This is a genomic window from Lonsdalea britannica (genome assembly GCF_946477055.1).
Lineage (GTDB): Bacteria > Pseudomonadota > Gammaproteobacteria > Enterobacterales > Enterobacteriaceae > Lonsdalea > Lonsdalea britannica_A.
Map to the genome: position 1 here is coordinate 1 of NZ_CAMKXG010000183.1, position 7,111 is coordinate 7,111.

5 protein-coding genes and 1 pseudogene are annotated in these 7,111 nt (G+C 63.6%); 4 read left to right on the forward strand and 2 right to left on the reverse strand.

Annotation, left to right across the window (positions count from 1 at the left end):
• Nucleotides 1-231: 231 nt before the first annotated feature.
• A complete protein-coding gene (gene fepB / locus Q7O77_RS12360) occupies nucleotides 232-1,251 on the forward strand; it encodes a Fe2+-enterobactin ABC transporter substrate-binding protein (RefSeq protein ID WP_304167691.1) in 1,020 nt (339 codons plus the stop codon).
• Between the two features lie 61 nt (nucleotides 1,252-1,312).
• Here fepB and entS read toward each other — a convergent pair whose 3' ends face one another.
• Nucleotides 1,313-2,608 carry an enterobactin transporter EntS gene (gene entS / locus Q7O77_RS12365; RefSeq protein WP_304167694.1) on the reverse strand — a complete coding sequence of 432 codons (1,296 nt, stop codon included), beginning with the start codon at nucleotides 2,606-2,608 and terminating at the stop codon, nucleotides 1,313-1,315.
• 169 nt (nucleotides 2,609-2,777) lie between these two features.
• Between entS and fepD the strand changes: the two genes are divergently transcribed.
• The 3 genes from fepD (at nucleotide 2,778) to Q7O77_RS12380 (ending at nucleotide 5,740) form a co-directional block, all read left to right on the forward strand.
• A complete protein-coding gene (fepD, locus tag Q7O77_RS12370) occupies nucleotides 2,778-3,821 on the forward strand; it encodes a Fe(3+)-siderophore ABC transporter permease (RefSeq protein ID WP_304167702.1) in 1,044 nt (347 codons plus the stop codon).
• Nucleotides 3,822-3,831: 10 nt separating this feature from the next.
• Nucleotides 3,832-4,866: an iron-enterobactin ABC transporter permease gene (fepG, locus tag Q7O77_RS12375; RefSeq protein ID WP_304167696.1), complete on the forward strand. Its 1,035-nt coding sequence runs from the start codon at nucleotides 3,832-3,834 to the stop codon at nucleotides 4,864-4,866.
• Between the two features lie 67 nt (nucleotides 4,867-4,933).
• Nucleotides 4,934-5,740: an ABC transporter ATP-binding protein gene (locus Q7O77_RS12380; RefSeq protein ID WP_304167699.1), complete on the forward strand. Its 807-nt coding sequence runs from the start codon at nucleotides 4,934-4,936 to the stop codon at nucleotides 5,738-5,740.
• A gap of 48 nt (nucleotides 5,741-5,788) precedes the next feature.
• On the opposite strand, the pseudogene Q7O77_RS12385 reads toward Q7O77_RS12380, so the two are convergent.
• Nucleotides 5,789-7,060 (reverse strand): annotated as a pseudogene (locus Q7O77_RS12385) (thioesterase domain-containing protein); the annotation flags it as partial.
• Between the last annotated feature and the right edge of the window lie 51 nt (nucleotides 7,061-7,111).

The window sequence follows — 7,111 nt, forward strand, 5'->3', positions numbered from 1 at the left end:
GAGATTCGCCTTAGTCTCGTGGGCTCGGAGATGTGTATAAGAGACAGTTTCAATGGTTTGATATCGATGACGACGCACCGGATCAGCGCAGCGCTCGCGTCATGCGTTAATCGCTCTCCGGCGAGGCAGGCGTCGCCGGGGATTTCAAGTTGTGCGTCACCGTGGTTATCGTTTACTCTCCTTCCCGAATCCGAGCACTACCTTGTCCGTATCAGGAGGAGTCTGACGGCTATGCAAGGCTACGCCTATTCCCAATTTACCCGGCTGTGCGCGCTAATGTTCAGCGCCCTGCTCACCCTCATCAGCGGCTGCGATAATCAGAACAGCGCCATTCCCAATACATCCTCTTCCACTGCCGCACACGACGGCTGGCCGCGAACGGTGCAAACGCTAAAAGGCCCGCTGACGCTGCAACATCCGCCGCAACGCATCGTGTCCACCAGCGTGACCATTACCGGTACGCTGCTGGCGATTGATGCGCAGGTGATCGGTTCCGGCGCCACCAGCCGCAACTCGACGGTGTCCGACGATCAGGGCTTTTTTATCCAGTGGGGGAAAGAAGCCAGAGCGCGCAACATCAAGCCGCTATACATCACCGAGCCTAACGCGGAAGCCATCGCCGCCGCGTCGCCGGACCTGATCATCATTGCCGCCACCGGCGGCGACTCCGCGCTGAAACTCTACGACCAGCTCTCCGCCATTGCCCCTACGCTGGTGATCGACTACGGCGATAAGAGCTGGCAGCAGTTGGCCGAACAGCTGGGCGTGGCGACGGGCCGCGAAAAAGAGGCCCACGACGTCGTCGACCGCTTCGAACAACGCGTTCAGGCGATCAAACAGGCGATTACGCTGCCGCCGCAGCCGGTGTCAGCGTTGGTGTATTACGAAGATGGACGAGGGGTCAATATCTGGACCCGCGCTTCCGCGCAAGGCCAGCTCCTGTTGGAGTTAGGCTTTCAGCTAGCCGATCTGCCGCCCAACCTGCCGACCGAAACCAGTCAGGGCAAACGCCGCGACATCGTGCAGATCTCGGGAGAGAACATGGCCGACAGCCTGAATGGGAAATCTTTGCTGCTGTTCTCCGCGGATGAAAAGACGGTCGGCAACCTGATGAATAATCCGTTCCTGCGCCATATCGAACCCGTTGAGCAACAGCACGTGTGGGCGATGGGACCGGATACGTTCCGGCTCGATTATTACAGCGCCAATAATATGCTAAACAATATCGAGCATTTCTTCCGTCAGCCGTGATGCTGAGTGACCTCGATTCGGCCGCGTCCCTGCGGCCGGTCGCCAGGTTGGTGGTTGGCGTTTACGCGTGGCGCGAGGGGGAAGGTTCCGCTTCGTTCGCTTCATCGTCAGCCGGTTCTCCCTCATCGACCTGCCCGAACGTACACCGGCGCAAAGGCCGAACCAGCAACATCAGCGCCAGTCCTAATATCGCCGCCGCGCCGCCGAAAGACAGAATACTCAGCGCGGGCGTCATGAGCCGGGTCATCGCCCCTAAGCCGAGCGCGCCGAGCGAATCGCCGGTGACGTCCTGCGCCGACCCCAAACTATTCACGCGCCCCAGCAGCCTGTCCGGCGTATGCGTCTGGATCAGCGTAAATTGCAGCAGAGACGCGATCGCGTTGAGATAGCCGTAACAGACCAACGCCGCCAGCGCCACGGCGAAATAGCCCGCCACGCCCAGTAGCGCTACCGACAGAAATGCCCCGGTCGTACAGACCAGCAGCACCATCCCCGGCCGTCGTACGCCGGAAACCCAACCGCTGGTAAACGCACCCAGCATTGCCCCGAGCGGCACCGCGGAGTACATCAGGCCAATGGCGGAGGGACCGGCGTGATAGACATCGTTCGCCAGCGCCGGAAACAGCACCCGCATCGCGCCAATCATGCTGACCAGCAGACCGAGCACCACGACCCAGCCGACGACCGGATGCGAACAGACGAATTTCACTCCGCCCGCCAGCGAACGCAACGGATGCTCCGGCTCGCTGGCCTCCGGCTGAAGAGACGGCAGCCGCATCAGCGGGATCAAGGTGCCTAACGTACCGATTGCCGCCACGGCGAAGCTCCAGCCGACGCCGCCCGCCACGATAATGACCCCGCCCAGCGCGGGCGAGAGGATCGCGCCCAGTCGCACCGTCAACATACTCAGCGCCCCGGCGGCCGGGAGATTCTCGCGCCCCACCAGCAGCGGGATCACCGCCATTAGCGCCGTCATGCCTAACGCGCCGAAGAATCCGTCCCACGCGGCCAGCACATACAGCGCCGCCAGCGACGGTGAACTGGAAAAAGCATTGAGGCTGAGCGCGACAAAACCCAGCCCGCAGGTGCCGCGCGCGAACAGGATGAGTTTGCGCCGGTCGAAACGGTCCGCCAGCACGCCGCCGCACATCAGACCGATGAACATCCCCACGCCGTCGAGCGCCACCGCCACCCCGACTTGCAGGGTGGAGCCGGTCATCGACTGGATTTGAATGGGTACGCCCACCGCCAGCATGCCCAGCGAGAAGACGGACAGCATTCTGGCGACAAAAATCGCGCGAAAATGGGCGTTGTTTTTCAGCAAACTGAAGTCAAGCAAGATGGAGGTTTTAGCCATAATATTCCGTGAAAATAAAGGTGATACCGCCCGTTCAGCGGGGGCTGAACGGCGTCAACACGCGGTCTACGTCAATGTATTTGCTCACCGAGGCATGCTAACATAGCCGCGCGATAACATTAATGATAATCATACTCATCTTCACATATTAAGGAGCTGTTCGTTGGCGATGTCACTTCCTTCGCATCAGGCGCCAGTCGCCGCCAATCAGCCGCCCACCCGCTATTCTCAAACTGTTCGGCGTCGCGCCGGTCTGCTTTTCTTCCTGCTGCTGTTGGCGCTCGTCGCCGTCGCCAGCCTGACTATCGGGGCTAAATCGATTTCTCCGATGGTGGTCTGGCACAGTCTGACCGGTCAGCTCGATACGGCCGACAGCACGATCATTCTTAATGCGCGCCTGCCGCGCACGCTGGCGGGCCTCATTGTCGGCCTCGCGCTGGGCGGCGCGGGCGCAGTGATTCAGGCGCTGACGCGCAATCCCTTAGCCGACCCCGGCATCCTCGGCGTCAATGCAGGCGCCAGCTTCGCCATCGTCATCGGCATCACCTGCTTCGGCATTAACAGCATGACGGCCTGGCTGGGATTCGCCTGGATAGGCGTACTCGTCACCAGTCTGGCGGTCTGGCTGATCGGTACGCTGAGCGGCGGGCGCATCAACCCGATTCGGCTGACGCTGGCGGGCGTGGCGCTCAGCGCTGTCCTGACAGGTTTGTCCTCGTCCATCTCGCTGCTCGATCCGCAGGCCTTCGATCAAATGCGTATCTGGGAAGCCGGTTCGCTGGATATCCGTTCGCTGCGTAACGTCGGCATCGTCACGCCGACCATCCTGCTGGGGGCCGTGCTGGCGCTGTTCGCCGCCCGTTCGTTGAACGCGCTGAGCATGGGCGAAGATATTGCGATGGCGCTGGGCACCCGCGTCATGCTGATTCGCGTCATCGCCGTGCTGGCGATCATGCTGTTGTGCGGTTCCGCCACCGCGCTGGCGGGCCCGATTGGCTTCGTCGGCCTGATGATCCCGCATGTCGCCCGCTGGTGGGCGGGACCGGATCAGCGCTGGATCATGGTGTACTCGTTTCTGTTCGCCCCCATCCTGCTGCTCTGCGCCGATATCGCGGGCCGTCTGCTGGCAGCTGGCGAGCTGCGCGTCTCCATCGTGACGGCCTTTGTCGGCGCACCGGTTCTGATCTGGCTGGTTCGCCAGCGTAAAGCCTGAGGAAATGGTGATGGCAAGTAAGACACTCTCGCTTCGCGCGCCCGGCGGCATCGTCAGCGGCCGCTTCGCCGGACGAACGCTGTTCGTCAACGGGCTGCTACTGTTGCTAGGCCTGCTGCTGCTCACGGTGGCGATGGGACTGGGCACGCTGAAAATAGCGCCGCTCGACGTATGGCGGGCGCTGGCCGGTCACGCCGACGGCGGAATTCAGACCGTGGTGACCCAATGGCGAGCGCCGCGGGCCGTGATGGCGCTGCTGCTCGGCGCCAGTCTCGGCCTCAGCGGCGCGATTTTTCAATCTATTATTCGCAACCCGCTCGGCAGTCCGGATATCGTCGGTTTCAATACCGGCGCGTTCACCGGCGTGTTGCTGGCGGTCATGGTGTGGGAAGGCGACTACTACCAGATCGTCAGCGGCGCGGTTCTGGGCGGTATCGCCGCCGCCGCGCTGGTGTATCTGCTGGCCTGGCGCAAAGGGATTAACGGCTTCCGGCTGATTATCGTCGGTATCGCCGTCAGCGCCGTGCTGTATGCCTTCAATACCTGGTTGGTGATCACCGGCTCGCTGGAACATGCCATTACCGCCACGCTGTGGGGAACCGGCACGCTCAACGGCATGACCTGGACCAAAGCGCAGCCCGCGCTGTGGCTCACGCCGCTGGCGACGCTGGCCGTCTTGCTGCTGGGCAAACGACTTCAGCTGCTGGAAATGGGCGACGACAGCGCCCGCGCGCTCGGCGTCAACGCGGAGGCCAGCCGCCTGTGGCTGATGCTGTTCGGCATCGTGCTGACCGCATTGGTTACTGCCACCGCAGGGCCGATCTCCTTTATCGCCCTCGCCGCCCCGCAGATCGCCCGCCGAATGACCCGCGCCAGCGCCACGCCGTTAGTGTCCTCCGCGTTGGTCGGCGCCACGCTGCTGCTGGCGGCGGATATGATCGCCCAGCACGCCTTCCGCCAGATCCAGCTACCGGTCGGCGCCGTGACCGTCAGCATCGGCGGCATTTATCTAATCTGGCTGCTGATTCGCGAGTCGCGCCATTGACTAACGCCCCTCTCCGGCATTCTCCGTGCGGGAGCGGGCTCACCCCGTTGATGAGAGTAAGTGATTGATGACACCGTTTTTACACGCCGCCCACCTGACGCTGGGCTACGACCATAAAATCATTGCTGAAGATCTTAACGTGACGATCCCGGCGCATCAGTTCAGCGTTATCGTCGGCCCCAACGCCTGCGGCAAATCGACCCTGCTGCGCGCGCTGTGCCGATTGCTAAAACCTCTCGCGGGCAACGTCCTGCTGGAGGGAAAAAACATTCACGCCATCCCGACCAAAGCGCTCGCCCGCCAGATCGGACTCCTGCCCCAGCACGCTATCGTACCGGATAACATCACCGTGGCCGATCTGGTCGCTCGCGGACGCTATCCGCACCAAAGCCTCCTGCGCCAGTGGAGCGAGGAGGATCAGACGGCGGTCGAACAGGCGATGCAGGCCACCAACGTCAGCGAGCTGGCGGATCGCAGCGTGGACGAACTGTCCGGCGGGCAGCGACAGCGCGTCTGGATTGCGATGGTGCTGGCCCAGCAAACGCCGTTGCTGCTGCTGGATGAACCCACGACCTGGCTCGATATCGCCCATCAAATCGACCTGCTCGATCTGTTTCGCGAACTGAATCAGCAGCGCGGCCACACCTTGGTCGCCGTCCTGCACGATCTGAATCAGGCCTGCCGCTATGCAGACCATCTCATCGTGATGCAGTCGGGCCGCGTGATGGCGCAGGGCGCGCCCGCCGAGATCGTCACCGCCGATCTGGTGCGCGACGTCTTCGGTATGACCTGCGTGATTATCGATGACCCGGTGTCCCACATGCCGCTGATCGTGCCCTGCGGCCGCTATCACCCCGCGCCCGAAGGACTTTGATCCGCTGACGTCTCGGGCGCCGCGGATCAACCGCCCCGCCCGTCGGACTCACCGCGCTTTCAGCTTAGCCAGCGGCGTCAGCAGTCGATCCAGCTGCGGCCCGATCTGCTCCAGCGAGGCGGGCGACAGAATATCCGCATGCTCACAGGGCTGGAGATAGGTCGACAGACGACCGACATACGGCGCCCAGGTCGCCTGCACATCCATCTCCGGCGGCAGCGTGCCGGTCGCCACAAACAGCGTCGCCTCGCCGTGATAGCGCCGCGTCGACGCTGTGGACAATCGCTGCACCGCATCACGGTAGTTCGCCACGATATCGCGGAACATCGCGGCTTTTTCCGCACGCAGATGCGCGTCCGTCTCCTCTTCCGCCTCGGCCATAAACTCCGCCTGCTCCTGCGCGACCTCCTGCTGCGCCTGCTCCTCGCTCGGTCCGCGCCAATCCTGCCCTTCGGGCGGATAGGTATCAAACAGGCCGAGGAACGCCACCGTCTCGCCCGCGGCTTCCAGACGCGCGGCGATGCCGTGCGCCAGCGTGCCGCCCAGCGAGTAACCCAACAGGTAATACGGCCCCTGCGGCTGTAGACGACGGATCGTCGCCAGGTGACGTTCGCACATCGCCTCGACCGAATCACAGGCGGCAATCACGCCGTCCGGACGCGGCGACTGTAGTCCGACGATGGGGTAATCTCCCGCCAGATAGCGCAGCAGCCCAGCATACTGCCAGGCGTACCCGGACGCCGGGTGCAGGCAGAATAACGTCGGGCCGTCGCCTGCCCGCAGCGGCAGCGTTTCATCCCCGCCGCTGTGACGCGATGCGGCGCCCTCGTCCGCTAGCAGTCGCGCAATCTGTTCCACGCTGCGCGCCGCCATGATCTGCCCGACCGTCAGCGAACGCGCCAGACGACGGCGGATCTCCGCCGCCAGCCTCATCGCCAGCAGCGAGTGTCCCCCCAACGCGAAGAAATCATCGTCCGCGTAGACCGTCGGCCGCGACAGCATCTCAGCGAACAGCGCCGCCAGCAGGCGTTCCTCCTCCGTCTCCGGCTCACGTCCCGCCTGCGTCTGTCCCGCCGGGGACGGCAGCGCCTTGCGATCGAGCTTGCCGTTGGCGCTCAGCGGGAACGCCGTCATCCCAACATAACTCACCGGCAGCATGTGGGCGGGCAGCCGCTGCGCCAGCGCCTGGTGCAGCGCGGTCGTGTCCAGCGCCGCGCCCTCCTGCGGGATCACCCAGGCCACCAACTGGCGGGCATCGGCCCCCGCCAGCGCGCCGTGGCGTTCGCCCAGCTCGCGCGCGCAAACCACCGCCTGCGCCACATCTGTCTCTTATACACATCTCCGAGCCCACGAGACTAAGGCGAATCTCGT

Coding starts and splice junctions, on each gene's coding strand:
- entS (WP_304167694.1), bottom strand. CDS start 2,608: ATGGCTAAAACCTCCATCTTGCTTGACTTCAGTTTGCTGAAAAACAAC.
- fepB (WP_304167691.1), top strand. CDS start 232: ATGCAAGGCTACGCCTATTCCCAATTTACCCGGCTGTGCGCGCTAATG.
- fepG (WP_304167696.1), top strand. CDS start 3,832: ATGGCAAGTAAGACACTCTCGCTTCGCGCGCCCGGCGGCATCGTCAGC.
- fepD (WP_304167702.1), top strand. CDS start 2,778: ATGTCACTTCCTTCGCATCAGGCGCCAGTCGCCGCCAATCAGCCGCCC.
- Q7O77_RS12380 (WP_304167699.1), top strand. CDS start 4,934: ATGACACCGTTTTTACACGCCGCCCACCTGACGCTGGGCTACGACCAT.